Origin of the sequence: Bartonella sp. B10834G3, from assembly GCF_016102505.1 — a bacterium.
Classification (GTDB): domain Bacteria; phylum Pseudomonadota; class Alphaproteobacteria; order Rhizobiales; family Rhizobiaceae; genus Bartonella; species Bartonella choladocola.
This window is the reverse complement of the sequence record NZ_JACFOM010000013.1, coordinates 1-1,237: the sequence shown is the minus strand read 5'-3', so window position 1 is coordinate 1,237 and position 1,237 is coordinate 1. Positions and strand designations below refer to the sequence as shown.

Below are 1,237 nucleotides of genomic sequence, written 5' to 3'. Positions count from 1 at the left end.
ATTTAGTTAGAGTCACGGTAAAAATAAGACAGGTATCGGTGGGGCCGTTAGCGTGAAAAATAGCGTCATACACTTTCAAACATTCAAAATGTGAAGACAAGCCGGTTCGGCAGGTCATCGCGATGTTCACAAACCTTATTATTAGTGCCGCACGTTACAAAAAAATAGCAGGCGTCATAGAAAAAATATCATATGACAAAAAAATAAAAATTAACCGGAAGTATTGGGTGGTATGCGCTTCATCAAAAAAACTGTTAAAAAATAAAAAATCCGTTTGTTGGTGTTTAAGTAAATAAGTATATAAAATATAATTGGATAAATAATTGATTATTATCAATTATGAACAGAAAAGGAATCTAAATATGCATCATATAATTGAAAAAATATTTAAAAAGGATGTTATCAATATTAAAAATATTATAAGCGTAAAATAAAATATAAAAACAATGAAGATTGTAAATATTATAATATTTGTAATTATTTATTAAATTATTAATAATTCAAAAAAATTAATATAAAAAATAGCGGAGTATATTGTAAATATGAAAATTAAAAAATTATCGATGAAAAATATTCATAAAAAACATTATTTTTGTAAAAAATAATAAAATAAAGCGATTTAAAAAACATTTTTATAATAGAAAATAAGTATAAAAATATAGTTAATTATTATAAAAATATCATATGATTCTATTGTATATGCGTTGATAAAGAATCGATCGAAAAAATTTAAGTATTACGATAACAAAAAATCGAAGCGATGAGAAAAGTATAATTATCAGGATAGATCATGAATATGTGGGGTGGTTTTTTAAGTCGTTTTACAAACAAAACGATTTCGTGGCTTACGATATTTTTTTATGTTTGTTCGACGTTTCTTCTTTCGATCGCACAGGCGGATGCAGCACAGAGAAGCCTTGATCGTCAGTATGAGGGGGCTTATGATAGCAACTCTTATCACGGTGCGGGTTATAAGGGTGGCGATTATCAATCCCAAGGGTTGAATCCTGATAGTTATGGTAGCTCATCGTTAAATGATACCTATTCGACGCCGGTGATGACACGCGCCTATGTGCTGGTGTCCGGCGATACGCTTGATAGCGTTGCCAAACGCTATAATCTGAGTGTTGAAGGGTTGCGTCGTCTCAATCTGGATCGGTTTTTCAAGAACGGTTTTGACAAGGTAACGGTGGGGGATACGGTTTATGTTCCGCTGTCACCGGTTTCTGATGACATG

General features: G+C 31.4%; 1 protein-coding gene. It reads left to right on the top strand.

The window, feature by feature from the left end; translation table 11 throughout:
- Window positions 1-790: 790 nt before the first annotated feature.
- On the top strand, window positions 791-1,237 hold a 447-nt coding region (locus tag H3S94_RS11740), incomplete at its 3' end, for a LysM domain-containing protein (protein WP_198231760.1).